General features: G+C 73.1%; 25 protein-coding genes. 12 read left to right on the top strand and 13 right to left on the bottom strand.

Translation table 11 applies throughout. The annotated features are described in order from the left end of the window. Positions 1-91: 91 nt before the first annotated feature. Together IEY96_RS16090 and IEY96_RS16085 are read right to left on the bottom strand one after the other, a co-directional pair. Positions 92-3,067 carry a UPF0182 family membrane protein gene (locus tag IEY96_RS16090; RefSeq protein ID WP_189195604.1) on the bottom strand — a complete coding sequence of 992 codons (2,976 nt, stop codon included), beginning with the start codon at positions 3,065-3,067 and terminating at the stop codon, positions 92-94. A gap of 125 nt (positions 3,068-3,192) precedes the next feature. Further along, on the bottom strand, positions 3,193-4,206 hold the full coding sequence (locus IEY96_RS16085; RefSeq protein ID WP_189195603.1) for a YlbL family protein: 1,014 nt from the start codon (positions 4,204-4,206) through the stop codon (positions 3,193-3,195). Positions 4,207-4,390: 184 nt separating this feature from the next. Between IEY96_RS16085 and IEY96_RS16080 the strand changes: the two genes are divergently transcribed. Further along, entirely contained in the window at positions 4,391-5,593 is a 1,203-nt protein-coding gene (locus IEY96_RS16080; RefSeq protein WP_189195745.1) for a zinc-dependent metalloprotease, read from the top strand. Positions 5,594-5,789: 196 nt separating this feature from the next. Here IEY96_RS16080 and IEY96_RS16075 read toward each other — a convergent pair whose 3' ends face one another. Both IEY96_RS16075 and IEY96_RS16070 read right to left on the bottom strand, forming a co-directional pair. Beyond that, positions 5,790-6,392 (bottom strand): hypothetical protein, encoded by a 603-nt coding sequence (locus tag IEY96_RS16075; RefSeq protein ID WP_189195602.1) that lies wholly within the window; start codon positions 6,390-6,392, stop codon positions 5,790-5,792. Between the two features lie 497 nt (positions 6,393-6,889). Beyond that, complete coding sequence (locus IEY96_RS16070; protein ID WP_189195601.1) at positions 6,890-7,420, bottom strand: M48 metallopeptidase family protein; 531 nt, start codon at positions 7,418-7,420, stop codon at positions 6,890-6,892. A 476-nt stretch (positions 7,421-7,896) separates the two neighbouring features. Between IEY96_RS16070 and IEY96_RS16065 the strand changes: the two genes are divergently transcribed. The 3 genes from IEY96_RS16065 (at position 7,897) to IEY96_RS16055 (ending at position 10,714) form a co-directional block, all read left to right on the top strand. Then, entirely contained in the window at positions 7,897-8,064 is a 168-nt protein-coding gene (locus IEY96_RS16065) for a DUF5679 domain-containing protein (protein ID WP_012014940.1), read from the top strand. A gap of 192 nt (positions 8,065-8,256) precedes the next feature. Beyond that, a complete protein-coding gene (locus tag IEY96_RS16060; protein ID WP_189195744.1) occupies positions 8,257-9,357 on the top strand; it encodes a ThiF family adenylyltransferase in 1,101 nt (366 codons plus the stop codon). Between the two features lie 10 nt (positions 9,358-9,367). Beyond that, positions 9,368-10,714, top strand: a complete 1,347-nt coding sequence (locus IEY96_RS16055; RefSeq protein WP_189195600.1) for an ABC1 kinase family protein — start codon at positions 9,368-9,370, stop codon at positions 10,712-10,714. A 296-nt stretch (positions 10,715-11,010) separates the two neighbouring features. Here IEY96_RS16055 and IEY96_RS16050 read toward each other — a convergent pair whose 3' ends face one another. The 3 genes from IEY96_RS16050 to IEY96_RS16040 form a co-directional block, all read right to left on the bottom strand. Then, entirely contained in the window at positions 11,011-11,376 is a 366-nt protein-coding gene (locus tag IEY96_RS16050) for a WhiB family transcriptional regulator (protein ID WP_073828771.1), read from the bottom strand. Positions 11,377-11,507: 131 nt separating this feature from the next. After that, the gene (locus IEY96_RS16045) at positions 11,508-11,762 is read right to left on the bottom strand and encodes a hypothetical protein (RefSeq protein ID WP_189195599.1); all 255 of its coding nucleotides are present in this window, start codon (positions 11,760-11,762) and stop codon (positions 11,508-11,510) included. 131 nt (positions 11,763-11,893) lie between these two features. Continuing rightward, positions 11,894-14,047: an ATP-dependent DNA helicase UvrD2 gene (locus tag IEY96_RS16040; protein ID WP_189195598.1), complete on the bottom strand. Its 2,154-nt coding sequence runs from the start codon at positions 14,045-14,047 to the stop codon at positions 11,894-11,896. A gap of 91 nt (positions 14,048-14,138) precedes the next feature. On the opposite strand from IEY96_RS16040, the gene IEY96_RS16035 reads away from it, so the two are divergent. Then, on the top strand, positions 14,139-14,381 hold the full coding sequence (locus IEY96_RS16035; protein WP_189195597.1) for a mycoredoxin: 243 nt from the start codon (positions 14,139-14,141) through the stop codon (positions 14,379-14,381). Between the two features lie 56 nt (positions 14,382-14,437). Here the strand turns inward: IEY96_RS16035 and IEY96_RS16030 are convergent, their stop codons facing one another. Then, the gene (locus IEY96_RS16030; protein WP_189195596.1) at positions 14,438-15,703 is read right to left on the bottom strand and encodes an MFS transporter; all 1,266 of its coding nucleotides are present in this window, start codon (positions 15,701-15,703) and stop codon (positions 14,438-14,440) included. Positions 15,704-15,909: 206 nt separating this feature from the next. Here IEY96_RS16030 and IEY96_RS16025 point away from each other — a divergent pair, with 206 nt between their 5' ends. From IEY96_RS16025 to IEY96_RS16015, 3 genes are all read left to right on the top strand, one after another. Further along, complete coding sequence (locus IEY96_RS16025) at positions 15,910-16,890, top strand: helix-turn-helix domain-containing protein (protein WP_189195595.1); 981 nt, start codon at positions 15,910-15,912, stop codon at positions 16,888-16,890. A gap of 70 nt (positions 16,891-16,960) precedes the next feature. Continuing rightward, on the top strand, positions 16,961-17,191 hold the full coding sequence (locus tag IEY96_RS16020; protein WP_189195594.1) for a DUF397 domain-containing protein: 231 nt from the start codon (positions 16,961-16,963) through the stop codon (positions 17,189-17,191). Between the two features lie 211 nt (positions 17,192-17,402). Then, positions 17,403-17,672 (top strand): hypothetical protein, encoded by a 270-nt coding sequence (locus IEY96_RS16015; protein ID WP_189195593.1) that lies wholly within the window; start codon positions 17,403-17,405, stop codon positions 17,670-17,672. 215 nt (positions 17,673-17,887) lie between these two features. Here IEY96_RS16015 and nudC read toward each other — a convergent pair whose 3' ends face one another. The 3 genes from nudC to IEY96_RS16000 all read right to left on the bottom strand — a co-directional run bounded on the left by nudC (position 17,888) and on the right by IEY96_RS16000 (position 21,597). After that, the gene (gene nudC / locus IEY96_RS16010; RefSeq protein ID WP_189195592.1) at positions 17,888-18,835 is read right to left on the bottom strand and encodes an NAD(+) diphosphatase; all 948 of its coding nucleotides are present in this window, start codon (positions 18,833-18,835) and stop codon (positions 17,888-17,890) included. Positions 18,836-18,955: 120 nt separating this feature from the next. Then, positions 18,956-20,290: a M16 family metallopeptidase gene (locus tag IEY96_RS16005; protein ID WP_189195591.1), complete on the bottom strand. Its 1,335-nt coding sequence runs from the start codon at positions 20,288-20,290 to the stop codon at positions 18,956-18,958. Continuing rightward, positions 20,287-21,597 (bottom strand): M16 family metallopeptidase, encoded by a 1,311-nt coding sequence (locus IEY96_RS16000; RefSeq protein WP_189195590.1) that lies wholly within the window; start codon positions 21,595-21,597, stop codon positions 20,287-20,289. Before IEY96_RS16000 ends, IEY96_RS16005 begins: the two co-directional genes overlap by 4 nt. A gap of 229 nt (positions 21,598-21,826) precedes the next feature. On the opposite strand from IEY96_RS16000, the gene IEY96_RS15995 reads away from it, so the two are divergent. Genes IEY96_RS15995 through IEY96_RS15980 form a run of 4 tightly spaced genes read left to right on the top strand, consistent with a single transcriptional unit; the run spans position 21,827 to position 24,992 of the window. After that, the gene (locus IEY96_RS15995; RefSeq protein ID WP_189195589.1) at positions 21,827-22,891 is read left to right on the top strand and encodes an ABC transporter substrate-binding protein; all 1,065 of its coding nucleotides are present in this window, start codon (positions 21,827-21,829) and stop codon (positions 22,889-22,891) included. After that, positions 22,888-23,667, top strand: coding sequence for an ABC transporter ATP-binding protein (locus IEY96_RS15990; protein WP_189195588.1), 780 nt, complete (start codon positions 22,888-22,890; stop codon positions 23,665-23,667). Before IEY96_RS15995 ends, IEY96_RS15990 begins: the two co-directional genes overlap by 4 nt. Beyond that, positions 23,657-24,544: an ABC transporter permease gene (locus tag IEY96_RS15985; RefSeq protein WP_189195587.1), complete on the top strand. Its 888-nt coding sequence runs from the start codon at positions 23,657-23,659 to the stop codon at positions 24,542-24,544. Before IEY96_RS15990 ends, IEY96_RS15985 begins: the two co-directional genes overlap by 11 nt. A gap of 4 nt (positions 24,545-24,548) precedes the next feature. Further along, on the top strand, positions 24,549-24,992 hold the full coding sequence (locus tag IEY96_RS15980; RefSeq protein WP_189195586.1) for an RrF2 family transcriptional regulator: 444 nt from the start codon (positions 24,549-24,551) through the stop codon (positions 24,990-24,992). 121 nt (positions 24,993-25,113) lie between these two features. Here the strand turns inward: IEY96_RS15980 and IEY96_RS15975 are convergent, their stop codons facing one another. Together IEY96_RS15975 and cspE are read right to left on the bottom strand one after the other, a co-directional pair. Continuing rightward, positions 25,114-26,376, bottom strand: a complete 1,263-nt coding sequence (locus tag IEY96_RS15975) for a DEAD/DEAH box helicase (protein ID WP_189195585.1) — start codon at positions 26,374-26,376, stop codon at positions 25,114-25,116. Positions 26,377-26,589: 213 nt separating this feature from the next. Then, complete coding sequence (cspE, locus tag IEY96_RS15970) at positions 26,590-26,793, bottom strand: transcription antiterminator/RNA stability regulator CspE (protein ID WP_013288421.1); 204 nt, start codon at positions 26,791-26,793, stop codon at positions 26,590-26,592. Positions 26,794-26,852: the final 59 nt, after the last annotated feature.

The following is a 26,852-nucleotide window of genomic DNA, read 5'->3' as shown; positions in this document are numbered from 1 at the left end:
GGTTGCGGGTGTTCCGTCCGGTTCACGACACGAGCCCGTGGTCCGGACCGCTACGGGTCACGGACCACGGGCTCGCGTGGTCGGCTCGGCGTCAGCCGTTCGGTGACGGCGAGGACGAGGGCGAGGCCGGTGGCGACGCGGACGGGCTGCCGCTCGGGCCGGCGCCGGGCGACGGGTTGGCCGCCGCCTGGGCCTGCTGGAACGCGGCCATCGCCTCGTCCAGCGCCTTCAGCGCCCGCCCGTACCGCTCGAAGTCGCCGGACGCCTGCGCGGCCTTCACCTCGGCGATGGCGCTCTGCACCTTGCCGGCCGCCTCAGCCAGCTCGCCGGTGAGCACCGGTGGGGACGTGCCGCCGGTCGTCGGCGGCTTGTCGCCGGTGCTCGGCGGCGGGTTGCCGGCGGCCGCCCGCTTGCCCTGCTCGACGAGCTGCTTGATGCCGTCACTCAGGTTGTTGGCGAGCACCACGTACGAGCCGCCGTCGCCGTAGGAGAGCAGCACCTTCTGCAGCAGCGGGTACGCGTCCTGGTTGCTGCTCTTCACGTAGACCGGCTCGACGTAGAGCATCCCGTCGGCGAAGGGCAGCGACAGCAGGTTGCCGTACTGCACCTGCGCCTGGTTGGAGGAGAGCAGGTTGAGCTGCTGCCGGATGTCGCCGTTGTTGGTCATCTGCTGGTGCACCTGCGTCGGCCCGGAGATCCGGGTCTGGTCCGGCAGCTCCAGCACCTCCAGTTGCGGCCGGCCGTCGACGTACGACCCGGAGACGAGCGCGGCGAGGTTCTGCCGCCCGTTCGGGGTGACCGCGGCGGTGAGCTGGAAGCGCGGCGACTCCTGCCCCGGGAACTGGGTGAACAGGTAGTACGGCGGCTGCTTCTGCCCGCTGTCCGGCGCGTCCGGCACGTTCGGCACCTGCCAGAAGTCCTGGCCGGAGTAGAAGTCGCCCGGGTCGGTCACGTGGAACTTGGTGAGCAGGTTTCGCTGCACCTTGAACAGGTCGGCCGGGTAGCGGAAGTGCTCGGCCAGCTCCGGCGGGATGTCGCCCTTGGGCAGCACCAGTTCGCCGCCGAACGCCTTGTTCCACGCCTTGAGCACCGGGTCGGTGTCGTCGAACTGGTAGAGCTTGACCGTGCCGTCGTACGCGTCGACGGTCGCCTTCACCGAGTTCCGGATGTAGTTGACGTTCTCCCGGGCCAACTGGAAGGTGCCCCGCCCGGTCAGCTCGTCGGCCGTCTCGGCCTGCAGGTTGACCCGCTCGGCGTACGGGTAGGTCGCCGCGGTGGTGTAGCCGTCGATGATCCAGAGGACCCGACCGTTCACCACCGCCGGGTACGGGTCCCCGTCGAGGGTGAGGAACGGCGCGACCTTCTCCACCCGGTCCCGCGGGTTACGCACGTAGAGCAGCTTCGAGTCGTCGTTGACCGCCTCGGAGAGGAGGAAGTTCGACTCCTGCTCCTTGATGGCGTAGAGCAGCCGCCGGGTGAACGAGCCGATCTCGACGCCGCCCTCGCCGGTGTAGGTGTAGTACTGCTCGCCGCCGGTCGAGGTCGGGCGGTCGAACTCGACGTTCCGGTCCCCGGTCTGCCCGACGATCGCGTAGTCGTCCGCCTCCATCCGCTCGCCGTAGTAGATCCGCGGCTGCTGGGCCGGGATCTGCTCGGTCTGCGAGGAGCACGCCTCCTGCGCCTTCTCCCCGAGGAAGCCGGAGACGAAGTAGGGCTGGCCGCCGCAGACCACCTGGTTGGCCGGCGCGCCGACGAGGCCGTACCCGTGGGTGAAGACGGTGTGCCGGTTGATCCAGTTGTTCTGGGTCAGCTCGCCGTAGTTGATCTCGCGGACGCCGACCACGTAGTCGGAGGTCTTGCCGCCCGCCGCGTACCGGTCGATGTCCAGCTTCGGGCCGAAGTCGTAGAAGCCCCGGACCTGCTGGAGCTGGGTGTACGTCTCCGAGACCAGCTGCGGGTCGAGCAGGCGGACGTTCTGCACCACGGAGGTGTCGGTGGCCAGGCTGGCCGGCGGGATGAGGTTGCTCGCCGCGTACCCGGTGCTCTTCGTGCCGGTCAGGCCGAACGCGGCCCTGGTCGCCTCGATGCTGCGCTCGATGTACGGCGCCTCCTTGTCCCGGGCGCTCGGCTTGACCTCGAAGGTCTGCACGGCCCACGGGTAGATGCCGCCGATCGCCACGGCCGAGACGCCGAGCAGGGCGAGCGCGATGCCGGGCCAGACCAGGTTCCGCATCCACGCGTTGGAGAACACGATGATCGCGACGGCCACCACCACGGCGATCCAGGCGAGGATCTCCTTCGCGGGGAGCAGCGCGTTGATGTCGGCGTAGCCGGCGCCGTAGAGCTTGGCGCCCTCGTTGTACTCCAGCAGCATGGCCCGCTGGTCCAGCACGTACGCGATGGCCTTGAGCACCACGAAGACCGCGACCAGCGAGCTGAGGTGGGCCCGGGCCGCGTTGGTCATCCGGTCACCGACGCCCTGGAGCCGCACCCCGCCGAAGATGTAGTGCACGGCCAGCGCGCCGAGCAGGGCGAGCACCACCGCGGTGAAGCCGACGCCGAGCAGGTAGCGCCAGAACGGCAGCTGGAACACGTAGAAGCCGACGTCGATGCCGAACTCCGGGTCCTTCACGCCGAAGCTGCCACCGTTGCGGAACAGCAGCCACTGGCTCCACCGGCTCTGCGCGGAGAGGCCGGCGAAGAGCCCGATGACCGCGGCGGCCAGGGCGATCCAGGTGCCGAGCCGGGGGCTCAGCAGCATCCGGTAGCGCTCCAGGGTGGCCTGCTCGGCGGAGTGCGGGCGCAGCTGCGGCCGTACCCGGTAGGCCAGCCAGAGGTTGCCGGCGATGATCGCCGCCATGCCCAGCCCGATCACCAGGAACAGCAGCAGCCGCGTGGCCAGCACGCCGGTGAAGACCTGGGTGTAGCGGACCTCGTCGAACCAGAGCCAGTCGGTCCACGCGTTGACCCCCCACCCGAGCAGGGTGAAGAACACGAACACCCCGATCAGGACCCCGATGGTGACGCGCCCGCGCCGGCTCATCCTCGGAAGGGGGCTGCTACGCATGACCACTGTTGGCTCCGCACGCTCGATGTGATCGGCTCCGACCAGGCACCCAGAGTACGGGGTCTTGCTGAACACCTCGGGTCAAGGTCACGTCACGATCGTCCGGTGACCCCTCGCGGGGCCGCTCAGCAGCGGGCCGGCTGCCCTCCCGCGCGCAGCTTCTCCAGCGCCGCCAACGCGTCGTCCAGCGTCGCCACCCGGAGCAGCGGCAGGTCGGGCTGCGGGTTGCGGACCGCCTCGGCGCAGTTGTCGGCGGGCACCAGAAAGACCTTCGCCCCGGCCTCCTTCGCGCCGACCAGCTTCTGCGCGATGCCGCCGATCGGGCCGACCCGGCCCTCGTCGTCGATGGTGCCGGTGCCGGCGATGACCTTCCCGCCGGTCAGGTCGGCCGGCTCCAGCTTGTCGATGATGCCCAGCGCGAACATCAGCCCGGCGCTGGGCCCGCCGATGTCACCGAGGTCGATCTTGAGGGTGAACGGGTGCGGCTGCTGCTGGTCGATCTCGACGCCGATGCGCGGCCGGCCGTCCTGCTCGCGGCTGGTCACCGTGGCGGTGGCCGGCGCCCCGGCCCGGGTGTAGCCGATCTTCAGCCTGGTGCCGGCCGGCTTGGCCCGGATCAGCTCGGTGAGCCGGGCCGCGCTGGTCACCGGCTGGTCGTCGACCGAGGTGATCACGTCGTTGGGCTTGAGCACGTCGACCGACGGGCCGCCCGCGGTGACCGTCTTCACCAGCACCCGGATCGGGTAGCCCAGTTCGCGCAGGGCCGCCGTCTCGGCGCTGGTCTGCGAGTTCTGGAAGTCCTCGGCGTTGCGCTGCTCGACCTCCTCCTGCGACTCCCCCGGCGGGTAGACCAGCTCGCGCGGCACCACCGCCTCGTCCTTCGAGAACCAGCCGGCCAGCGCCGACCGGAGCCGGACGGTGGGCTGCACGCCGACCGTGGTGAGCCGGAGCTGCCCGGCGGAGGTGGACGTCGACCGGCCGGTGACCTGGATGATCTCCTTGCCGTCCGCACTGCCCAGGGTGTTCACGGTCGGACCGGGACCGAGCACCACGTACGGGATGGGCACGCTCAGCACGCCGACGCTGAGCAGGGCGGTGAGCAGTGCACCGAGGAGTACGGTCACGCCGCGACGTCTCATGCGCCAGAGCGTACCGATCCGGCCCGGAACGTCCGGCGCGGTGACCGCCGGACTTCGCCCTCAGCGGAACGCCGACGCGCACGACCTGCGGCGCGGCCCGCGTACCGTAGACGTCGTGCCTGATATTCCGTTCGGCTTCGCGCTCCCGGGTGGGCAACCACCAGACCCCAACGATCCCGCGCAGATGCAGCAGTTCATGTCGCAGTTGCAGCACCTGCTCTCCGCGCCGGGCAGCGGGCCGGTCAACTGGGACCTCGCCCGGCAGGTGGCCGCCAGCCAGCTCGCCGCCGCCGGCGACCCGGCGGTCTCGCCGTTCGAACGCAACGCGGTGGAGGAGGCGCTGCGCATCGCCGACCTCTGGCTGGAGCCGGCCACCTCGTGGCCCTCCGGCATCCGCACCTCGGTCGCCTGGAACCGCAACGAGTGGATCTACAAGACCCTCGACGTGTGGCGCAAGCTCTGCGACCCGGTGGCCAGCCGGATGGTCGGCGCCATGGGCGACCTGGTGCCGCCGGAGGCCCGGGCCCAGCTCGGCCCGATGCAGTCGATGGTCGCCACGCTGGGCGGCGCGCTCTTCGGCGGCCAGCTCGGCCAGGCGCTCGGCTCGCTCGCCGCCGAGGTGCTCTCCGCCGGTGACATCGGCCTGCCGCTCGGCCCGGCCGGCACCGCCGCGCTCATCCCGGCCAACATCCGGGCGTACGGCGAGGGCCTGGAACTGCCCGAGGACGAGGTACGCCTCTACGTGGCCCTGCGCGAGGCCGCCCACCAGCGGCTCTTCCAGCACGTCCCGTGGCTGCGCGGGCACGTGCTCGCCGCGGTGGAGAACTACGCCGCCGGCATCCGGGTCAACCGGGAGGCGATCGAGGAGGCGATGGGCCGGGTCGACCCGACCGACCCGGAGTCGATGCAGGCGATCGCCCTGGAGGGCATCTTCACTCCGGAGGACACCCCGGCGCAGAAGGCGTCGCTGGCCCGGCTGGAGACCGTGCTCGCCCTGGTCGAGGGCTGGGTGTGCCACGTGGTGGACAGCGCCGCGGGTGACCGGCTGCCCAACGTGGTACGCCTCGGCGAGGCGTTCCGCCGCCGCCGGGCCGCCGGCGGTCCGGCCGAGCAGACCTTCGCCGCCCTGGTCGGCCTGGAGCTGCGGCCGCGCCGGCTGCGCGAGGCAACCGTGCTCTGGTCGGCGCTCACCGAGCACCGCGGGATCGCCGGCCGGGACGCGGTCTGGGGCCACCCGGACCTGCTCCCCTCGGACGACGACTTCGCCAACCCGGAGGCGTTCGCCGCGACCACCAGCGACCTGGACGAGGAGCTGGCGAACTTCGACTTCACGGCGCCCGGCGCACCGGAGGAACAGGCCCCGGGCGAGGACGACGACAAGTCCTGACGCCGCACGTCGCCGGGGCCCGCACGAGTGCTCGTGCGGGCCCCGACGCGTTCACCCCCACTCCCGCTCTGCCGCCTTCGACGCAACGGCCAGCGCCTGCCCTGCCCCCGCTCTGCTGCCACCGGCGCAGCGGTCAGCGCCTGCCGTACCGGGCCACGGCGGAGTCGGTCATCCTGCGCTCGAAACGCCCCAGGGGTCAGCCGGGCTGGCCGGAGAGTAGGGCGCGGGTGGCCTCCCACCCCTCGAAGGCGGGGTCGAGGCTGGCCAGGTCGGCCGGGCCGCGCAGCCGGCGCCAGCCCGCGGTTACCGCCACGTCTCCCGGGCGAGGTGCGGCGGCACGCACCTCGCCCGGCGCGGCGGTGTCCAGGTCCAGCGCCGGCAACCACTCCGGCACGGGCAGCCGGGCGGCCACTCCGAGCAGCCCCGCCCCGCTCCCCTCCACCGGGGCCACGGCCACCGGGCGGCTGGACAGCGGCCGGAGCAGCTTGCCGAGGGTGAGCCCCGGCACGTCGGGCGCGTCGGCGACCACCACGGCCGCCTGGTCGTAGCCGGTCAGCGCGGCGAACACCGCGTCGACGGTCGGACGGGGCACCTCGTGCACGGCCGTGCCGGGCCAGACCACCGCGTCGGCCAGCCAGCGGTCCTCGGGCGTCACGGCAACGGCGGTCTCCACCTCGTTCAGCGTTGCCAGCAGGTCCACCACGTCTTCGGCGAGCGCGCTGCGCCACCGGGCCGGATCGATCCCCGGCGGCGTCCAGCCCACCGGCGCGAGCAACGCCACCACCACACGTCGGACCACCCGAGGACCCTAACCCGCCGCCCCGCCCGCCCCGACCATGCGGCGGCGCCCGTCGGCGCGATTCACGTGACAGGTCCACGTGACCGTCCCCGCCGCGACCGTGCGGCGGCGCCCATCCGCGCGACTCCACATGCCGGCTCCCGCCACCGGCCGTCCACCACCCCCGCGTCACCGTCGGTGGAACGCCATGGGTGTGTCAGGCGCCGCGAGACACACATGGCGTTCCACTCACCGCCGGCCTCAGCATCCGTCGCGACCTTCACCCGCCATCGCCTGCCCCCACGCCGAACGGCCGCATCCACCGGCTCACCCTCACCCGCTCCCGATCTTGGCGACTTACCGTTCGCACCGAACGGCAACCCGCCAAGATCCGCCAGCCCGCGGCTCGATCATGGAGTTGGCCGCAACAAAAGGGGCGAACCACGCAGCCAACCTCATGATCAGCGAGCTGAGGGGCGGGGGCTGCGGAACGGCGGGACTGCGGGGAGGGCGGGGGGTCAGTCCGTCAGGGGGACGCCGGAGGTGGCGGCTACGCCCTCCAGGTAGCCGCGGGCGCGCTCCGTCTTCGGGTAGCGGCCGACCAGGGCCCAGAACTCGGCGTTGTGGCTGGGCACCACGAGGTGCGCCAGCTCGTGCAGCAGCACGTAGTCGATCACCCAGTCGGGCATGTCCTGGATCCGGTGGGAGATCCGGATGGTGCGGTCGGCGGGGGTGCAGGAACCCCAGCGGCCGTTCTGGTTGGTGACCCAGCGCACGCTGGCCGGGGCGGCGGCCGGCCCGTGCTCGGGCAGGTAGAGGTTGATCAGTCGGGCGGCCCGGGCCAGCAGTTCGGCGTCGGAGCGGGCGAGCCGGCCTTCACGGGCGGCGAGTCGGGCCAGCATCCGGTCGACCCACTCGCTCTCCTCGGCGCGGGAGAACTGGTCGGGGATGAGCACCACGACGCGCTCCCCGTCGCGGTACGCGGACACCGTGCGCCGCCGGCGCTGGCTGCGCCGTACTTCGACGACGGGCTTCCGCGTCCCGGCCATCACTGGTCCGCGCAGCCTCGGATGACTGTCACGAGGGAAAGCTAATGCGTACTGACCAGGGGTCCGCAAGAGTCAACACGACGACACGCGCCCGGAAAATGGCGGTTGGTCGTCAGGAGTCCCGAAAAATTTCTTTGCGGCGGCAGTTGACCATCACCTGCGGGGCCCTGTCAACGTTAGGTGATCTACGACGGACTGTCGCGTCGGGGGCCGCCCGAAGGGGGATCTGAGGGGATTCACCCGGCGTGTCCCCGCCAAACTGACTTATCCGACGTACTCGGCATGCACACTCTCGTCGTCGACTTCCTCACAGAGTCGACGCACAGCTGACATGGAACCGCCCAGACCTGGGTAGGGTCCGCCAACCAGCGGTCACGTGAGTGGCCGCGGAGAACCCCCCGGCGCCGGAGCCACCCGTGGCCCGCCGCAGGGAAACCCGCCGGAGGCGTCCGGCGGACGAGACGAGGAGGGCTACCGTGGCCGACCAGGCCCAGACCTACAACGGTTACTGCGTGAAGTGCAAGGAGAAGCGGGACTTCGAGGGACGCGTGGAGGTCTCGAAGACCGGCATGAACATGGCCAAGGGCAAGTGCCCGGTGTGCGGCACAACAGTGAACCGCATCCTGGGCAAGGCCAAGGTCTGACCCGTCCGGGTCGCACGGGGGAGGGGTGGCGGTGGCCGCCCCTCCCCCGTCGCGTACCCGACACCGGTTACCCGTGAGTTGTGGACAACCCGGGATTTCCTGTGGACAACGCTGGCCACGGCCCGGCGCACCTGTGGACAACGATCGACGGAGAGCGCGGACACGGTCACGATTCGTGGTGTGAGCGACCCGATGCCCCTCGCCCGTCCGACACTTCTGCCCGGCCTCACCCGGCTCTGGCGGGACCGGCACACCCTCCAGCTCGGGGTCGAACCCGGCCGGGCCGTGCTGCTCGAGGTGACCAGCCCGGGCGCCGCCCGCCTGCTCGACCTGCTGGACGGCACCCGGAGCGAGCGGGCCGTGCTCACCGCCGCCACCGCCGCGCGGGTGCCCCCGGCCGAGGCTCGGGTGCTGCTCGACACGCTCCGGGCCGCCGGTCTCGTCGTACCCGCGCAGAGCCTGCTCCCCCGCGACCTCACCGGGCCGGTCCGGGCCCGGCTCACCGGGGAGGCCGAGGCCCTGGCCCTGGCCGCGCCGGCCCTGCCCGGCACGCCGGCCCGGCTGCTGCGCCGCCGCCGGGCGGCCCGTGTGCTGGTCACCGGGGCCGGCCGGCTCGGCGCGGCGGTGGCCGTCGCGCTGGCGCAGGCGGGCGTCGGGCACGTCGTACCCGAACTTGCCGGCGCGGTCCGCCCGGGTGACCTGGTCGGGACCGGCCTCACCAGCCCGGAGCTGGGCCGTCCGCTGGCGCCGGCGGTGCGCGCGGCGCTGGCCCGGTGCGCGCCCGGCACGGCGACCGGTCCGCTCCGGCCGGAACGGGCCGACCTGGTGGTCCAGCTCGGCGCGGACCGCCCGGCGGCCCTCCTCGCCGCCGGGTACGCGCGGCGCCGCCAGCCTCATCTCCTGCTCGACCTGCGCGGCGGCGTGCCGGTGATCGGCCCGCTGGTCCGCCCGCCGGTGGGCCCCTGCCTGCGCTGCCTCGACCTGCACCGGACGGACCGCGACCCGGAGTGGCCGGCGCTCGCCGCCCAGCTCGCGACCGACGACGGCGATCGGGCCTGCGCGGCCACCACCCGGCTGGCGGCGACGGCGTACGCGGCGGCCGAGGCGTTGACGCAGCTCGACGGGGGCACCCCGGAGACCCTCGGCTGCGCCGTCGAGATTCCGGCACCCGGCCGCTTCCGGCACCGCCGGTGGCCGCCGCACCCCTCCTGCGGGTGCTCGGGGCGTCGCCCGATCCGGTCGGGCGCGCCCGCTCCCGGCCGCACAGCAGCAGCGGGCCCCCCGAGTCGGTAACAATGACCGGGTGACCGACATCCCGCGCCGGGCCGTGTCCCGGACCGCCAAGCTCGCCGCTCTGCCGCTCGGCTTCGCCGGTCGGACCGTCCTCGGCATGGGCAAGCGGGTCACCGGGCTCGCGTCCGACGTCATCTCCGCCGAGATCCAGCAGCGCACCGCCGAGCAGCTGTTCAGCGTGCTCGGGCAGCTCAAGGGCGGGGCGATGAAGTTCGGTCAGGCCCTGTCGGTCTTCGAGGCGGCACTGCCGGAGGAGATCGCCGCCCCCTACCGGCAGGCGCTCACCAAGCTCCAGGAGGCCGCCCCGCCGCTGCCCGCGGCGACCGTGCACAAGGTGCTCGCCGAGCAGCTCGGGCCGGACTGGCGGGACCGGTTCGTGGAGTTCAACGACACCCCGGCCGCCGCGGCCAGCATCGGCCAGGTGCACCGCGCGGTCTGGCGCGACCCGGGGTACGGGCCGAACGGCGGCCCGCGGCACCGGGACGTGGCCGTGAAGATCCAGTACCCGGGTGCCGGGGACGCCCTGCTCGCCGACCTGAAGCAGCTCTCCCGGCTGGGCGGCATGTTCCGGGCTATCCAGCCCGGGCTGGACGTCAAGCCGCTCCTGGCCGAGCTGCGCGAGCGGATCACCGAGGAACTGGACTACGAGCTGGAGGCCGAGTCGCAGCGCGCCTTCGCCGCCGCGTACGCCGACGATCCGGACATCTACATCCCGGAGGTGCTCGACGCCGCGCCCCGGGTGCTGATCACCGAGTGGGTCGAGGGCACCCCGCTGTCGCAGATCATCCGGGAGGGCACGGAGGAGCAGCGCGACGAGGCCGGGCGGCTGATGGCCGAGCTGCACCTCTCCGCGCCCATGCGGGCCGGGCTGCTGCACGCCGACCCGCACCCGGGCAACTTCCGGCTGCTCCCGGACGGCCGGCTCGGCGTGATCGACTTCGGCGCGGTGGCCCGGATGCCGGAGGGCACTCCCGAGCCGATCGGCCGGATCGCCGCGCTGGCGTTGCGCGGCGACGCGGACGCGGTGGTGGCCGGGCTGCGCGACGAGGGTTTCGTCAGCCCCACGGAGCCGATCGACGCCGAGGGGGTGCTGGACTTCCTCCGGCCGATGCTGGAGCCGATCGCCGCGGACGAGTTCCGGTTCACCCGGGCCTGGCTGCGCGGCGAGGCGGCCCGGCTGGCCAGTCCGCGCTCCCCCACCTACCAGCTCAGCCGGCAGCTCAACCTGCCGCCGTCATACCTGATGATCCACCGGGTGACGCTGGGCTCGATCGGGGTGCTCTGCCAGTTGGAGGCGAAGGCGCCCTACCGGGCCATCCTGGAGCGCTGGCTGCCCGGCTTCGCCCCGGTGAGCTGACCGACGCGCACGCCGAAGGGGCGGTGACCATCCGGTCACCGCCCCTTCCGTGGTGTAGGGATCTAGAGAACGCCCAGGTCGCGAGCCGACTTGCTACGGCTGCGCATGGCGACGGTACGGGCGGAACGGGTTGCCTCAGTGCTCGTGGTGGTGCCAGCCTGAGGCCGGCGCATTCGAGCCCGGGACAACGCTTCGTGGAGTAGTTGCATTTCGGTTCCATTCGGCAGGTGCAGCATGGTTTCGGCTTTCTCGCGGCCGGTGAGGATCACCGGCGGGGACGTTGGAACGGGGTTGTGTCAGGCTGCCAGCCGGACGGCGCTACGCGACTCGGACAGCCCACTGGCCGCCAGTCGCGCCTCCGCCTCGACCCGGAGCTGGGCGTCACGGGCGAGGTCCTCCTTGCGCGGACGGCCACGGGGCCGCTTGCGCGGGACGACCGCGCCACGCTCGAAGATCTCGCCGCCCCAGACGCCCCAGGGCTCGGCCCGCTCCACCGCGCCGGCGAGGCACTCGACGCGCAGCGGGCAGTCCCCGCAGAGCGACTTGGCCAGCTCGAGCTCGGCAGGCGAGTCGGAGAACCACAGGTCGGGGTCGAACTTCCGGCAGGGCAGGTTCGCCTCCACCTCGACGCTCACGTCGAGTGGGGCCAACGCCAGACTCATCCTCCGGTCACCTCTCTCTCACTTCGATCTCGTGGATCGCATTGCTTCGGCACTACGGCGGTGCAAAAAAACTGAGGCCGCGGATCCCGGTGTGCGGGTTCCGCGGCCTCGAGGTGAGCCGGTGGTCTGGATCAGACCGGTCTACCTCGAGGTGGAACGCCGCGGACATCCGTGCGCTTCTTGAAGCCACCGATGCCCATGCCCGTGAAGCCACTGGTCCCCTCGATCTCCGCCAGCGGCGCGACGGTCAGGTTCAGCTCGGCCTGAACCGGGACCTGGTGCACCTGCGGAGCCGACGGTCGAGCGGCAAGGGCCACCCGGACGGACGACAGCGGAGCGCAGGCAGCTGGCATCGCCGCCGGACGCTCATAGGTGAAGATCTCCACGGGTGCCACCTCCCTCAACGTTCCTCGTGCCGACCATGGACTCATCCCCCGTGAGCAGCCAGAATGGCGCCGCTCGCGAGGTGTGTCCTGAGGCTATTCCTCGCCTCGGGGCGAGGGCAAACGATTTACGGCTAGATTTCGAAACTTTTCTGCGGGCAGACCTCGTCCACCCCCGCACCGGCCACCAGGGCCAGCACCGTATCGCCATAAAGTCCCAGTTTGCGGGGCCCGATCCCGGCGATCGCGATCAGCTCCTCGGTGCGGCCCGGCTTCCGCTCGGCCAGCGCGGTGAGCGTGGCGTCGGTGAAGACCACGTACGCCGGCACCTTTTGCGCGCCCGCCACCCGCTGCCGCCACTCGCGCAGCCGCTCGTACAGCTCCTCGTCCAGGTCGGACGGACAGGTCGGGCAGCGGCCCAGCTTCCGGTCCGCCCCGGCGAGCAGGGTGGCGCCGCAGATCCGGCAGGAGACCACCTGGGGGCGCCGCCGCTCGGTGCGCCGGGCCGCGCCCGCGCCGGCCCGCTCGCCGCCGCCGGAGCGGTCCAGCTGCGGCAGGAACCGGGACGGCCGCCGGGCCCGGCCGCCGGGCGAGCGGGCCGCCGCGTACGACAGCCAGAGCCACTCCCGCGCCCGGGTGATCCCGACGTAGAGCAGGCGCCGCTCCTCCTCGACCTGCTCGGGGGTCTTCGCGTACGTGGTGGGCAGGGTGCCCTCGGCCAGGCCGACCAGGAAGACGGCGTCCCACTCCAGGCCCTTGGCCGAGTGCAGCGAGGCCAGCGTCACCCCCTCCACGGTGGGCACGTGCTGCTGGGTGGCCCGCCGGGCCAGCTCCTCGTTGAAGTCGCTGAGGGTGACCGGGCGCTCGATCGCGACGGCCTCGCCGATCGGCACCACCTCCGGCGTGGCCGCGTACTCCTCGGCGAGCTGGACCAGGGCGGCGAGCGCCTCCCAGCGCTCGCGCGCGGCCCCGCCGGCCGGGGGCGCGTCCGGCGCCCAGCCGACCGCGGCGAGCCCCTCCACGACGGCGGCCGGCAGCGGCGTCTCCCCCGGGATGGACCGGGTGGCGGCGCGCAGCGCGATCATCGCCTGGCGCACCTCGGGGCGCTCGAAGAAGCGCTCCGCCCCCTGCACCACGTACGGCACGGCGGCCTCGGTGAGCGCCTTCTCGTACGCCTCGGACTGCGCGTTGGTGCGAAACAGCACCGCGATCTCCCGGGCCGGGGTCCCCCCGTCGATCAGCGCCCGGCAGCGGGCGGCGACCGCGTTGGCCTCGGCCGGCTCGTCGGTGAAGATCCGCAACTCGGGTTCCGGGCCGGGCGGGCGCTGGCCGTGCAGCTCCAGCCGGAGCCGCGCCTCGGCGCCCCGGGCCTGGGAGATCACCGCGTTGGCCAGCCCGACCACCTGCGGGGTGGAGCGGTAGTCGCGGACCAGCCGGACCACCGTGGCGCTCCGGTAGCGCCGCGGGAAGTCGACCAGGTAGGAGGAGGTCGCCCCGGTGAACGAGTAGATGGTCTGGCTGGCGTCGCCGACCACGGTGAGGTCGTCCCGGCCGCCGAGCCAGGCGTCCAGCAGCCGCTGCTGGAGCGGGTTGACGTCCTGGTACTCGTCGACCACGAGGTGCCGGTACTGCCCGCGGACCTGCTCGGCGACGTCGGCGTGCTCCTCGATCCCCCAGACCGCGGCGCGCAGCATGTCCTCGAAGTCGATCACCCCGTTGCCGCGCTTGAGCCGCTCGTACGCGGCGAAGACCTCGGCCACCTTGGCCGGCTCGTACGGGGTCTCACGCAGCGCCTTGGCCGCGGCCACCACGTACTCACCCGGCTCGACCAGCGACGACTTGGCCCACTCGATCTCGCCGGCCAGGTCGCGCGCGGCGGCCCGGTCGGCCCGCAGGCCCACCTTGGCGGCGGCCAGGGTCACCACCCGGACCTTGCTGTCCAGCAACTCGGGCATGGCCCGCCCCTCCAGCAGCCGGGGCGCGAAGTAGCGGACCTGGCGCAGCGCGGCGGCGTGGAAGGTGCGGGCCTGGACACCGGCCACACCCAGCCCGGTGAGACGCGCCCGCATCTCGGCGGCGGCGCGGGCCGTGAAGGTGACCGCCAGCACATGCCGGGCGGAGATGTCGCCGGTGAGCGCGCGGTGGGCGATCCGGGACGTCACCGCCCGGGTCTTGCCGGTCCCGGCGCCGGCCAGGATGCAGACCGGGCCGGCCGGGGCGGTCACCGCGGACCGCTGCTCCGGGTCCAGGCCGGCCAGCACCCGTTCCGCCGCTGAGTGAACCACCACAGCCAGGAATCATTCCAGCCTCCGCCGATGTTGCAGCGGTTAGCCTGGCCTGATCGGACCGGGCGCGAGCCACCCCTTGGAGGACCTGACCATGTTGACGATGTATTCCACCCCGTGGTGCGGCTACTGCCACCGGCTGAAGTCGCAGCTCGACCGGGAGGGCATCGCGTACGAGGTGGTCGACATCGAGCAGGACACGAAGGCCGCGGAGTTCGTGATGAGCGTCAACGGCGGCAACCAGACCGTCCCGACGCTGCGGTTCGACGACGGCACCGCCCTGACCAACCCCTCGATCACCCAGGTCAAGCAGCACCTGGCCAGCCTCCCCGGCTGACCCGACCGCACCCTGCCACGAGCGGCCGTCCCGACGGGGCGGCCGCTCGTCGCGTCTCACGGCGCCCGGCGACGGCGGGTCGCGGCGAGCACCTCGTGGTCGAGCGGGCGGCGCGGGGCCGGGACGTGGACCAGGACGGGCCGGGGCGCGGTGAGCCGGCGGCCGCGCCAGAGGTAGAGGCCGGCGGCCGTGGTGGTCACCCCGACCAGGGCGAAGAGCAGGCGGTAGTCGAAGACGCCGACGAGCAGCGCGCCGGCCCCGATGGAGACCGCCTGCGGGCCGCTGACCACCGCCTCCGCGGCGGCGGCGACCCGGCCCAGCAGCCCCGGCGGGGTCCGCCGCTGGATGAGCGTGTTCAGCCCGACCATGGTCAGCGGCAGGGAGACCCCGGCCAGCAGCAGCGCCACCACGCCGAGCCAGAGCCGGGGGTACGCGAGCGCCAGCGCGGCCGGCCCGAAGAAGCTCACCCCGGCGGCGAGCGCACCGACCTCACCGGCCCGGCGCACCACGGCGGCCGAGAAGAACCCGCCGACCAGCCCGCCGACCCCCTGCACGGTGACGAGCACGCCGACGAACGCGGCGTCCCGGCCCAGCCCCAGGTCGACGTACGCGAAGATCAGCGACTCGGTGAAGCCCATCATCAGCGAGCCCAGCCCGTACCCGAGCAGGGCCCGGCGCAGCGCGGGGTCGCCGGCCAGGTGCCGCAGCCCGGCGCCCAGCCCGGCCGGCCAGCGGCGCGCGGAGCGGGCCGGCGTGGTCTCGGTGACCCGGAGCAGGCCGACCACCGCCGCGGCGGTGAGGAAGCCGGTCATGGCCAGGGCGACCAGCAGCCAGCCGCCGACCGCGGCGTAGAGCCCGGCCCCGGCCAGCGGGCCGACCAGCCGCAGTCCCTGCCGGACGGTCTGGAGCACCCCGTTGGCGTCGGCCAGCAGCTCGCTCGGCACGAGGTGCCGGATCAGGCCGCTGAGCACCGCGCTCAACGTGATGTACGACAGCCCGTAGAGGGCCGCCACCACGTAGATCACCCAGACGTCGGCACGGTCGTGGACCGCGAAGAGCGGGCAGAGCAGCACGGCCGTGCCCAGGTTGGCGGCCACGAAGAAGGGCCGGCGGCGGCAGCGGTCGACCACCCAGCCGACCAGCGGGGCCAGCGCCATCGGCGCGATGACGGCGAAGATGGTGGCCCCGGCCATGCCGTCCGACCCGGTCAGGTCCTTGACCCAGACGGCCAGGGCCAGCAGCAGGATCGACTCGGCCGCCATGCTGGCCAGCAGCGCGACGAAGAGCAGTCGGAAGTCGGGGCGGCGCAGGACGGTGCGCATCGGGTTCCCTCCGGCGGGCGTGCGCCATGGGGCGCTTCGGGGGCGGGCGCGCCGGTGAAGGCACCCCTCCACGGTCCTCTTTTTGTCGCGTGACACGCCCCCGCCGGAACCTCCGGCGCCGGTCGCGCCGTCCATACTGACCGTGGGGGGCGAATTTCATACAGTTACCGTCGCGTCCTGCGGCGGTCGACGGGAAAGAGGACACCGTGCCTCCTGCCGCACCAGGCCCGATCCTGCGCCGTCGCAGGCTCGGCACCGAGCTGCGCCGGCTGCGTGAGCAGGCCGGCCTCACCGGCGACCAGGTCATCGAGCGGATCGGCTGGGCCTCCGCCTCCAAGCTGTCCCGCCTGGAGAACGGCCGCAGCCGCCCCGACCCCGACGACGTCGGCGTGCTGCTGACCCTCTACGGCGCGGACGGCGAACTGCGCGAGGAACTGCTGGGGATCACCCAGGAGGCCGGCGACATGCGCGGCTGGCTGCGCAACTTCCCGGTGATGACCCAGCAGCAGCGCGGCTTCGCCGAACTGGAGGCGGGGTGCGCGGAGATCTCCGAGTACAACCCGGTGCTGGTGCCGGGGCTGTTGCAGACCCCCGGGTACGCCCGGCACCGGATCATGTCCGCGGCCCGGGTGGCCGAGGAGGGCGGCGACCAGGAGACCGAGGACCCGGAGACCGAGGTACGCGCCCGGCAGGCCCGCCAGTCGCTGCTGACCCGCTCCCCCGACGCGCCCCGCTACACGGCGGTGCTGGAGGAGGCGGCGCTCGGCCGCCGGGCCGGCCCGCCCGAGGTGCTGCACGAGCAGATCGTCCACCTCTGCGAGCTGGCCATGCTGCCGAACGTGACGTTGCACCTGCTGCTGCGGGACACCCGGGTGGGCGACTGGTACCTCCCACCCACCGCCTTCTCGGTCTACCGGTTCGCCGATCCGCTCGATCCGGAGACGCTGGCCATCGAAGGTGGGTTCACCGACGTCATGTCGACCGAAGTAAACACCCTAAATCGCTATAAAGTGGTGTTCGAGTGGCTATGCTCGGCGGCGCTCTCCGCATCGGACACCCTCTCCTGGCTGATCGAGGCGACGGGACGGCTGACCGACACGGCAGCCGAGTCCACAGTGGCGTTCGGGCCGGCAACGGCGCCGACCCAGCGCCGCCGCGACTCGGGGCGCCTGACGACGGACCGGTGATCCACGGACACCCGTCCGGCCTGCGGCGTCACTCGTCCCCATCGGAGCACTCCAGACCAGGAGCAGAACCATGAACGAGATCCGCAACAGCTCGCCCGAGCAGCTCGCCGGCGCCGCCTGGCGCAAGAGCACCCGCAGCCAGACCTCGAACTGCGTGGAGATGGCGCCGCTGCACACCGGGCCGGCGGCGGTCGCGCTGCGGGACAGCAAGGACCCGTGCGGGCCGGTGCTGCTGTTCAACCGGGCCGGCTGGCTCGGCTTCATCGCCGGCGCGAAGAACGGCCAGTTCGACCTGAACTGATCCGACGAGGTTGCGGGGGCCGCCGGTGTGACACCGGCGGCCCCTTGCGTGTCCACCCCCGACAACCGTGCTGAGCTGGGGTCACCCGATCGGCCGACGCCCGCGGACAATAGGCGAGTTTCACTTGCTGGGATGACGCGCGGGCGTAACATGACGCAAGAGTGACGTGGAAGTTGCAGAGTGCATCCGTCCGTCCGTACCGGAGGACACCATGCGGTTCCTGATCGTCCGCACCGAGATCCGTGCCGCCGCCGACACCGACATCGCCGCCGCCTGGGCCGGCGGGGGCCGGCTGCGGGACGAGACCAGCGCGCCGGAACCGCGCCGCCAGGTCGTCCACGCCGAGGACCGGGACGCCGCCCTGCTGCTCGCCCGGGCTCTCTCCACGGTGGGGGCAGTCCGGGCCGGCCGGCACCGGGTCAAGGTGCTGCCCATCGCGGACCTGCACCCGACTCACCTGTACCACCCGGGCGGCGGTTGACCCGCCACTGACGCCCGTCGTGGCCGGACCGGCTCCCCCGCCGCGTTCCATGCCTCACCCGACCACGACGGCCCGTGTTCCCGGCCCGAGACCGCCGCGGCAACGACGGTCCCGGGCCGGGACCGCATCCGGCCCGTGATCCCGCCGGTCAGCAGACCGCCGCGGCAACGACGGTCCCGGGCCGGGACCACATCCAGCGCCCGTGATCCCGCCGGTCAGCAGTGGCCGTCGAGCCAGCGGTGGACCAGGAACAGGGCGATCGACGAGGGCGGCGGGAGGAGCAGGCGGTCGCCCCCCTCCACCCGGACCGGCTCGTCGGCCAGCGCCGTGCCGATCTCCCGCCTGGTGAACCAGCGGGCGTGGGCGATCTCGGCCGGATCCACCCGGATCGGCGCGTCGGCGTCGGCGCGGGCCAGGAAGCCGAGCATCAGCGAGCCGGGGAACGGCCAGGACTGGCTGCCCGCGTACCCGATCTCCTCGACCTCGACGCCGACCTCCTCGCGGACCTCGCGCAGCACGGCGGCCTCGGCCGACTCCCCCGGCTCGACGTAACCGGCCAGGCAGGAGTAGCGGCGCTGCCCCGGGGTGCTCGGCCAGGTGGCGTTGTTGCCCAGCAGGCAGCGCCCGTCCGGGCCGTCCACGCCGTCGTGCACCAGCACGATCATCGCCGGGTCGGTACGCGGCCAGATCCGGCCGCCGCCCGGGTCGACCCGGGACCAGCCGGCCTCGTCCACCTGCGTCGGATGCCCGGTGGACGAGGAGTAGCCGTGCCGGACGTGCCAGTTGAGCAGCGCGAGCGCCGTGGTGAAGATCCCGGCGTCCTGGTCGGTCAGCAGGTGGCCGACCTCGCGCAGGTTGACCCGGCGGGTGCCGGCCAGCTCGGGCAACGGCGAGTCCACCGCGAAGACCGGCACGCCGTCCGGCTCGATGCCGAGGAACATCGGCACCGACCGGGGCACCTCGGGCAGCTCGCCGGGGCCGACCAGCACCAGCTCCGGCGGGGCCGCCTCGCCGCGGACCAGGGCCCGGCCCTCATCGGCCGAGTCCAGCACCAGCACCCGGGCCTGCTCCCACGCCTCGGCGAGCCAGCCCGGGTCGGTCCGCCGGTGCGCCGCCCGGTCGAGCGTGGACCGGGCCAGCGGTGGGGCGGGCTCGCCGGTCACGCGGTGCCTTCCTTCGTTCGCGACTGCGGGGCTCGCAACCCCGGCTCACTCCTCGCGCTCACGCGGTGCCTTCCTTCGTTCGCGACTGCGGGGCTCGCAACCCCGGCTCGCTCCTCGCGCTCACGCTGACTCCGTGCGGACCGGGGTGAGCGTGGCGAGGCTGTCGGCCACCCGCTCGGCGTCGCCGAGCACCACGGTGACCGCCTGCGCCGGCGCGAGGTAGCGGGCCGCCGCCGCGGTCACGTCGTCCACGGTCGCCGCGGCCAGCCGGGCGGCGTGCTCGGCGAGGAAGTCCAGGCGCAGTCCGTTGCCGGCGTACGCGCTGGTCAGCGAGGCCAGCCCGGCCTGGGTGGACATGCCGAGCTGGAGGGTGCCGAGCGCGTACTGGCGGGCCTGCTCCAGCTCGTCCGGCTTGGGCGGCACGGTGGCCAGCCGGCCCAGCTCGTACATGGTCTCCAGCAGGGCGGGCGCGGTCACCTCGGTGGCCACCTCGGCGGCGGCCACCAGCACCGACCCGGCCACCGAGTGCTCGACCAGCGAGTGCGGCCCGTACGTGTAGCCCTTGTCCTCGCGGATGTTCTCCACCCAGCGGGAGGAGAAGTAGCCGCCGAAGACCAGGTTGGCCAGTTGCAGCGCGGCGTGGTCGGGGTGGGTCCGGGGCACCGCGGGCAGCGCGATCCGCAGCGAGGACTGCACCGAGCCGGGCCGGTCGACCAGCAGCAGCGGGCCGGGCTCCAGCGGCGGCGCGGGCGGCAGCTCGGCCGGCTGCCCGTCCCCCTGCCAGCCGGAGAGCGCCCGCTCCGCCGCGTCCAGCGCCCGCTCCGGCTGCACGTCGCCGACCAGCACGAGCACCGCGCCGGCCGGGTGCACCCGCTCGGCGTGCAGCCGGCGCAGCACCGGCGGCTTCACCGCGCGCACCTGGTCGGGCTCGGGGGTCTGCACCGCGTACGGGTGCCTGCCGTAGATCCGCTTGAGCAGCGCGGTCCGGGCCAGGTGGGCGGGCTGGCTCTGGGCCACCTGGATGCGGTCGACCAGCCGGTCCCGTTCGGTCTCCACCCAGTCGGCCGGGTAGGTCGCCCCGGTGAGCACGTCGGCGAGCAGCTCCAGCATCCGGTCCAGGCCGGTGACCAGGCCCGCACCGGAGAGCATCAGCCGGTCCGGGTCGACGCCCGCGGAGAGCCCGCCGCCGACCTTCTGCAGCTCCGCGGCGAGCTGGGTCGCCGTGTGCGTCTCCGTGCCGGAGAGCAGGGTCTGCGCCAGCATCCCGCTGCGGGCCAGGTGGGTACGCCCGAACGGCATCCAGAGCCGCAGCTCGACGAGCGGGATCGCGGTGCGGCGTACCGCGATCACGGTGAGCCCGTTGCCGAGCGTGCGCTCGGCCTGCTTGGGCAGCGTGAGCCTGCGGTTGGGCCCGAGCGCCGGCAGCGGCCGCGTACCCGTTTCGACGGTTGTCATCGGGCGCCTCCGGCGATGACCTCGATGGACGCGCGGCGCTCCGGCCGCAGGGTGGCGGCGGCGGTGCGGACCTGCTCGTCGGTCACCTCGCCGACCAGCCGGGGCAGCTCGTTGAGCAGGCCGGGCTCGCCGCGCTGCTGTTCCAGGACGGCCATCCGCAGCGCCCGGCCGAGCACCGCGTCGGTGTCCCGCAGCAGGTGGGTGGCCATCCTGGCCTGGGTCCGGGCCAGCTCCCCCTCGGTCAGCCCGTCGGTGGCCAGCCGGTCCAGCTCCTCGTCGACGGTGCGCAGCACCTTGTCCACGTCGCCGCCGGGCGGCAGGTGGGCCTGGAGCAGCAGCGCGGTGGGGTCGCGCACGTCGAACGGGTCGCCCATGAAGCCGAGATAGCCGCCCAGGCTGGTGACCGAGCGGTCCCGCTGGACCAGCCGCTCGACCAGCCGGGAGGCGTCGCCGTCGGTGAGCACCTCGGCCAGCACCACGTACGGCAGGTAGCCGGCGAAGTCGGTCACCGGGTCGGGCACCCGCCACGCGCCGGCCACCGCCGGCAGCGGGGCCAGCTGGTCGGTGTACGAGGTGCGCCGCTCGGCGGCGAGGTCGGGCTCGGCGAAGTCGGGGCGCTCCGGGGCGGGCCGGGCCGGCACGTCGCCGAAGTGCCGCTCGATCAGCGCGGTCGCCTCGGCCACGTCGATGTCCCCGCTGACCGCCAGGACGGCGTTGCCGCTGGCGTAGTAGCGGCGGAAGAAGTCGGCCGCGTCGCCGACGGTGGCCGACTCCAGGTCGTCGAAGGAGCCGTAGCCGTCGTGCGCATTGGGGAAGGTGTCGAACATGACCGGCGGCAGGGTGAGCCAGGGGAACCCGCCGTACGGCCGGTTGAGCACGTTGACCCGGATCTCCTCCTTGACCACGTCGACCTGGTTGCGCAGGTTCTCCTCGGTCAGCCGGGGGCCGCGCATCCGGTCGGCCTCCAGGAAGAGCGCCCGCTCCAGCGCGTTGCTGGGCAGGGTCTCGTAGTAGTCGGTGTAGTCCAGGTGGGTGGAGCCGTTGAAGGTGCCGCCGGCGCCCTGGACGTGCCGGAAGTGGGCCAGCTTCTCCAGGTTCTCCGAGCCCTGGAACATCAGGTGCTCGAAGAGGTGGGCGAAGCCGGTGCGCCCCTCCGGCTCGGAGCGGATGCCGACGTCGTAGACCACCGCCACCCCGATGACCGGGGCGCTGCGGTCGGGGGTGAGCACCACCCGCAGGCCGTTGTCGAGGGTGAACCGCTCGACCGGGTATTTCGTCGCTGGAATTCTCGCTCTCCGCGTCGGCACGTGATCGACCCTAACGCGTCGGCCGCGCCCGCACCGGCGGTGTGCGCGGGCCCACCGGACGGCGGTGCCGGCCGGGGGCCGACCGGCGTCGCCATCTCCACCGAACAGGTGGGAATTGGCGAGAATCCCCAGGTCGCGCGTCCCGGATTCTGGATGGGTCTTGACGCCGCTCAGAGCCTGCCCCAGTCTTCCTACCAACTAAGTAGGAATACTGCGGATTGGATACACGATGAGACGGCTCCCCTTCCGCCGCCTGGTCACCCTGGCCACCCTCGCCGTGGTCGGCGCGGCCACCCTGGGCGCCACCGCGGCCTGCGGTGACGACAGCGACGACGCCGCCGGTGGCTCCGGCCCGGTGACGCTGCGCCTGGGCTACTTCCCGAACATCACCCACGCGCCCGCCGTGGTCGGTGTGGAGAAGGGCATCTTCAAGGAGAAGCTCGGCAGCGACGTCACGCTGGAGACCAAGACCTTCAACGCCGGCCCGGCGGCCATCGAGGCGGTCTTCTCCGGCGCGCTCGACGCCACGTACATCGGTCCGAACCCGACCGTGAACGCCTTCTCGAAGTCCAAGGGCGAGGCGGTCCGGGTCGTCTCCGGCGCCGCGTCCGGCGGCGTCGCGCTGGTGGTGAAGCCGGAGATCACCTCGGTGGAGCAGCTGCGCGGCAAGAAGATCGCCACCCCGCAGCTCGGCAACACCCAGGACGTCGCGCTGCGCTACTGGCTCAAGGAGAAGGGCCTCCAGACCACCAAGGAGGGCGGCGGCGACGTCAAGGTGGTCCCCCAGGAGAACGCGCAGACCGTCGAGACCTTCGGCACCGGCGCCATCGACGGCGCGTGGGTGCCCGAGCCCTTCGTCTCCCGGCTGGTCAACGCCGGCGGCAAGGTCCTGGTCGACGAGCGCGACCTCTGGCCGGACAAGAAGTTCGTCATCACCAACCTGCTGGTCAGCACCAAGTTCCTCAAGGCGCACCCGGACGTGGTGAAGAAGCTGGTCGAGGGGCAGGTCGCGGCGAACGAGTTCGTCAACACCAAGCCGGACGAGGCCCAGCAGGCCATCTCCGACCACATCGGCAAGATCACCGGCAAGCCGCTGGACCTCAAGCTGATCAAGCAGGCCTGGCCGACCCTGGAGTTCACCAACGACCCGATCGCGTCCTCGCTGAAGACCGGCCTGGACCACGCCGTCGCCGTCGAGCTGACCCAGCCGGTCGACCTCAACGGCCTCTACGACCTGAAGTACCTCAACGAGGTGCTCAAGGCGCAGGGCAAGCCCGAGGTCACCCAGCCGTGACGTCGACCACGACGACCCCGCGCAGCGCGACCGGCTCGGTCGCGCTGCGCGGCGTGACCAAGGTGTACGGCCAGGGCGAGCACGCCGTCCTGGCGCTGGACGGGGTGTCGCTGGACGTCGCCCCCGGCGAGTTCGTCTGCCTGGTCGGCGCGTCCGGCTGCGGCAAGAGCACCCTGCTCAACCTGGTCGCCGGGCTGGACCGGATCAGCGGCGGCCGGATCGAGCTGGGCGAGGGGGTCAACCCCGGCCTCATGTTCCAGGAGTCGGCGCTCTTCCCGTGGCTCACCGTCGAGGGCAACGTCGAGGTGCCGCTCAAGCTGCGCGGGCTCCCCCGGGACGAGCGCAGGGCGCGGGTCGCCGAGCTGCTGCGTACCGTCCACCTCGCCGACTTCGCCCGCAAGCGCCCGCACCAGCTCTCCGGCGGCATGCGGCAGCGGGTCGCGCTGGCCCGCACCCTCGCTCTGGACACCCCGGTGCTGCTCATGGACGAGCCGTTCGGTGCGCTCGACGCGATGACCCGGGACATCCTGCACGACGAGCTGGAGCGGATCTGGTCCGAGCGGAAGCTCACCGTGATCTTCGTGACCCACAACGTCCGCGAGGCGGCCCGGCTCGCCGACCGGATCATCCTGCTCTCCAGCCGGCCCGGCCGGATCATCTACTCCACCGAGGTCGACGTGCCGCGACCCCGGCGGATCGACTCGCCGGAGATCGCGGCCATCGCCGCCGAGGTCACCGACCGGCTGCGTACGGAGGTGGGCCGCCATGGCCAGTGACACGCTCGCCGCCGGGTCGCCGCGTACCGACGCGGAGATCTCCGGCCTCGACGCCCTGGAGATCGCCGGCCGGGAGAAGGCGCCGTCCCGGCTCCGCCAGGTCTGGTCGGCCACCTGGCCCAAGCTGGCCGCGCTGGCCCTGGCCGTCGCGCTCTGGCAGGCCGTGGTCTGGACCGGCTGGAAGGACCCGTGGGCGCTGCCCGGGCCCGTGGTGGTCTTCGAGGACCTCGGCCACTACCTGGCCAGCCCGGCGCTCTGGCACGGTCTGGCCACCACCGCCCGGCGGGCCGCCGTGGGCTTCGCCGCCGCGGTTGCGGTCGGCCTGCTGCTCGGCCTCGCGGTGGCCCGGGTGAAGGTGCTCCGTGCCGCGCTCGGCTCGATGATCACGGCGTTGCAGACCATGCCGTCGATCGCCTGGTTCCCGCTGGCCATCCTGCTCTTCCAGCTCAGCGAGCAGGCCATCTTCTTCGTGGTGGTGCTCGGCGCGGCGCCCTCGGTGGCCAACGGCGTCATCCACGGCGTCGACTACGTGCCGCCGCTGCTGGTCCGGGCCGGCCGCAACCTCGGCGCCCGAGGGCTCAACCTGTACCGGTACGTGATCGCGCCGGCCGCGCTGCCGGCCATCGTGGCCGGGCTCAAGCAGGGCTGGGCGTTCGCCTGGCGCAGCCTGATGGCCGGCGAACTGCTGGTGGTCATCGCCACCCGGACGTCGATCGGCGCGCAGCTGACCTACGCCCGGGAGCTGAGCGAGGCGCCCCGGCTGATGGCCATCATGATCGTCATCCTGGTGGTGGGCCTGCTGGTGGACGCCGCGTTCGGCGCGGCCGACAAGGCGATCCGCCGCCGCTGGGGCGTGCTGGACCAGGCCGGCAACTGAGGCCGTGTACGTCTCCGCGCGCGCCGACTACGCGCTCCGGGCCATGCTCGCCGTCGCCGACGCCGCCGGGTCCACCGGCGACGGGGGGTACGGGGGCGGCGAGCTGGTCAAGGCGGCGAGCCTGGCCGAGCGCCAGGACATCCCGCTCAGCTTTCTTCAGAGCATCCTGCTCGACCTGCGCCGGGCCGGGCTGCTGCACAGCCACCGCGGCACCGAGGGCGGGTACGCGCTCACCCGCCCGGCCGCCGAGATCAGTGTGGGTGACGTGCTGCGGGCGGTGGGCGGCGCGCTGACCAGTGTCCGGGGCATGCCCGCCGACCACGCCGGCTACCACGGGGTGGCCGCCGGGCTGCGGGACGTCTGGCTGGCGGTGGACGGCGCCATCGCCCTGGTGGTCGACCGGACCACCCTGGCCGACCTGTTGGCGGATCGCGCCGCGGCGTCCTGACCACCGTCGGCGGGGTCGGGCCGCGGGTGCACGTGGCCCGGTCGCGATCGACTCCTGACGTGGCGAGCGGCGGTGTCCCGGCACGCCGGGCACCGCCGCTCGCCTTGTCAAAGAGGACGGATCAGCCCCGGCGCCGCGGGCGGCGGGACCGGGACGGCCGCGAGGCCGCGGTGGGGTGCGGCGCGGCCGGCGGGGTGAGGGTGACCGGGACGCCGGTGGGCTGGCGCGCGCCGGTGACGCGGGCCAGTTCCTCGTCGCCGGCGCGTACCCGGACGGTGTGCGGGGTGATGCCGGCGACGGTCATCAGCCGGGAGACGTCCCGGCGCTGCTCCGGCAGGACGAGGGTGACCACGGTGCCGGACTCCCCCGCGCGGGCGGTCCGGCCGCCGCGGTGCAGGTAGTCCTTCGCCTCGGTCGGCGGGTCGGCGTTGACCACCAGGTCCAGCCCGTCCACGTGGATGCCGCGGGCCGCCACGTCGGTGGCCACCAGCGCGGTGACGTGGCCGGTGCGGAACTGCTCCAGGATCCGGGTGCGCTGCGGCTGGCTCTTGCCGCCGTGCAGCGCGGCGGCGCGTACGCCCTTGGCGAGCAGTTGGCGGGCGACCCGGTCGGCGCGGTGCTTGGTGGCCATGAACAGGATGGTGCGGCCCTCGCGGGCGGCGATGTGGGCCAGCGCGGCCGGCTTGTCGTCCGCCTCGACGTGCAGCACGTGGTGGGTCATCGCGGTCACCGTGGCGGTGCCCGGGTCGACGGAGTGCGACACGGGGTTGCTCAGGAAGCGGCGGACCAGCCGGTCGACGCCGCCGTCCAGGGTGGCCGAGAAGAGCATCCGCTGGCCGTTCGGGTCGACCTGCTCCAGCAGCTTCGTCACCTGCGGCAGGAAGCCCATGTCGGCCATCTGGTCGGCCTCGTCGAGCACGGTGACGGCCACCTGGTCGAGCCGGGCGTCGCGCCGGTCGATCAGGTCGTGCAGCCGGCCCGGGGTGGCGACCAGCACCTCGGCGCCGGCGCGCAGCGCGTCCGCCTGCCGCTGGAGGGAGAGCCCACCGACCACGGTGGCGCAGCGCAGCCCGAGCGCGCGGGCGTACGGGGTGAGCGCCTCGGTGACCTGCTGGGCCAGCTCGCGGGTGGGCACCAGCACCAGCGCCAGGGGGCGGCCGGGGCGGGCCCGGCGACCGGCCGTGCGGTGCAGCAGCGGCAGCCCGAAGGCGAGCGTCTTGCCCGAGCCGGTGCGCCCGCGGCCGAGCACGTCGCGGCCGGCCAGCGAGTCCGGCAGGGTCGCCGCCTGGATCGGGAACGGCTCGGTGATGCCCTGCGCGGCCAGCTCGGCGACCAGCTCCGGGGCCAGGCCGGTGGCGGCGAAGGTGGGAATGGTCATGGTCATGCGAAAAGCCTTCCTCGACGCGGCACGTGTCGAGGAAGGGCGCCGCGGAGCGGCGCGTCACCGGCGTCACCGGTGGTCACAAGCACGAACCGAAAAGGTACGGGCCGGCCCGCCGCAGCACGCCACGTCCCGCGGAGCGGGGTGGGCGGCGCAGCGGACCGGCCCGTCACCGCGCCCGGGGGGCGCGATGGGTGTTACCGGATGATCCGAAGATCAGAGCGGACGGATGTTCTCCGCCTGCGGGCCCTTCTGGCCCTGGGTCACCTCGAACTCGACCCGCTGGTTCTCGTCCAGGCTCCGGTAGCCGGAGGTCTGGATCGCCGAGAAGTGGGCGAAGACGTCGGCGCCGCCGTCGTCCGGGGTGATGAAGCCGAAGCCCTTGTCAGCGTTGAACCACTTGACGGTGCCAATTGCCATTTGTTTCGTCTCCTTGACGGAACGTTCGGACCCGCACCTGTTGCGGACCGAAGGGAGCA

The sequence above is a fragment of the Micromonospora fulviviridis genome (assembly GCF_014648395.1).
GTDB classification, from domain to species: Bacteria; Actinomycetota; Actinomycetes; order Mycobacteriales; family Micromonosporaceae; genus Micromonospora; species Micromonospora fulviviridis.
Note: the sequence above shows the minus strand (reverse complement) of the source record. Positions and strands in the feature narration are given on the sequence as shown.

What these genes read in the sequence shown, in the direction of transcription:
- IEY96_RS16090 (WP_189195604.1), bottom strand. Translation starts at nt 3,067, where the DNA reads ATGCGTAGCAGCCCCCTTCCGAGGATGAGCCGGCGCGGGCGCGTCACC.
- IEY96_RS16085 (WP_189195603.1), bottom strand. Translation starts at nt 4,206, where the DNA reads ATGAGACGTCGCGGCGTGACCGTACTCCTCGGTGCACTGCTCACCGCC.
- IEY96_RS16080 (WP_189195745.1), top strand. Translation starts at nt 4,391, where the DNA reads ATGCAGCAGTTCATGTCGCAGTTGCAGCACCTGCTCTCCGCGCCGGGC.
- IEY96_RS16070 (WP_189195601.1), bottom strand. Translation starts at nt 7,420, where the DNA reads ATGGCCGGGACGCGGAAGCCCGTCGTCGAAGTACGGCGCAGCCAGCGC.
- IEY96_RS16060 (WP_189195744.1), top strand. Translation starts at nt 8,257, where the DNA reads ATGCCCCTCGCCCGTCCGACACTTCTGCCCGGCCTCACCCGGCTCTGG.
- IEY96_RS16050 (WP_073828771.1), bottom strand. Translation starts at nt 11,376, where the DNA reads ATGAGTCTGGCGTTGGCCCCACTCGACGTGAGCGTCGAGGTGGAGGCG.
- IEY96_RS16035 (WP_189195597.1), top strand. Translation starts at nt 14,139, where the DNA reads ATGTTGACGATGTATTCCACCCCGTGGTGCGGCTACTGCCACCGGCTG.
- IEY96_RS16030 (WP_189195596.1), bottom strand. Translation starts at nt 15,703, where the DNA reads ATGCGCACCGTCCTGCGCCGCCCCGACTTCCGACTGCTCTTCGTCGCG.
- IEY96_RS16020 (WP_189195594.1), top strand. Translation starts at nt 16,961, where the DNA reads ATGAACGAGATCCGCAACAGCTCGCCCGAGCAGCTCGCCGGCGCCGCC.
- IEY96_RS16015 (WP_189195593.1), top strand. Translation starts at nt 17,403, where the DNA reads ATGCGGTTCCTGATCGTCCGCACCGAGATCCGTGCCGCCGCCGACACC.
- IEY96_RS16005 (WP_189195591.1), bottom strand. Translation starts at nt 20,290, where the DNA reads ATGACAACCGTCGAAACGGGTACGCGGCCGCTGCCGGCGCTCGGGCCC.
- IEY96_RS15995 (WP_189195589.1), top strand. Translation starts at nt 21,827, where the DNA reads ATGAGACGGCTCCCCTTCCGCCGCCTGGTCACCCTGGCCACCCTCGCC.
- IEY96_RS15985 (WP_189195587.1), top strand. Translation starts at nt 23,657, where the DNA reads ATGGCCAGTGACACGCTCGCCGCCGGGTCGCCGCGTACCGACGCGGAG.
- IEY96_RS15975 (WP_189195585.1), bottom strand. Translation starts at nt 26,376, where the DNA reads ATGACCATGACCATTCCCACCTTCGCCGCCACCGGCCTGGCCCCGGAG.
- cspE (WP_013288421.1), bottom strand. Translation starts at nt 26,793, where the DNA reads ATGGCAATTGGCACCGTCAAGTGGTTCAACGCTGACAAGGGCTTCGGC.